Source organism: Rossellomorea aquimaris (assembly GCF_001877785.1).
Taxonomy (GTDB): domain Bacteria; phylum Bacillota; class Bacilli; order Bacillales; family Bacillaceae_B; genus Rossellomorea; species Rossellomorea aquimaris_A.
Window position 1 is genome coordinate 1 of sequence record NZ_MINN01000060.1, and the last position, 430, is coordinate 430.

The 430-nt window shown below is 46.5% G+C and carries 2 pseudogenes; one reads left to right on the forward strand and one right to left on the reverse strand.

The features are described from left to right. Positions 1 to 241, forward strand: a pseudogene (locus tag BHE18_RS23095) (solute:sodium symporter family transporter); the annotation flags it as partial. Here BHE18_RS23095 and BHE18_RS23100 read toward each other — a convergent pair. Continuing rightward, positions 190 to 430: pseudogene (locus BHE18_RS23100) on the reverse strand (solute:sodium symporter family transporter); the annotation flags it as partial. The pseudogenes BHE18_RS23095 and BHE18_RS23100 sit on opposite strands and share 52 nt — an antisense overlap.

Here is a 430-nt window from a genome sequence, read left to right on the forward strand (position 1 = left end):
TCCTTATATTAGACCGGGTGTTTCCGACAGTCAGGTTGTCAAAACCGGTAAGTACTTCGGATCGCTCTTGGCAGTGTTTGCAATGGTAATGGCGCCGCTGATCGAAAAAGCGCCGCAGGGGTTTTTCCAGTACCTCCAGATTGTAAACAGTTTCTATAATGTACCTATTTTCACGATCATCATCATCGGTTATCTGACGAAACGCGTGCCTGCAATTGCAGGCACGCGTTTCGTCAGATAACCGATGATGATGATCGTGAAAATAGGTACATTATAGAAACTGTTTACAATCTGGAGGTACTGGAAAAACCCCTGCGGCGCTTTTTCGATCAGCGGCGCCATTACCATTGCAAACACTGCCAAGAGCGATCCGAAGTACTTACCGGTTTTGACAACCTGACTGTCGGAAACACCCGGTCTAATATAAGGA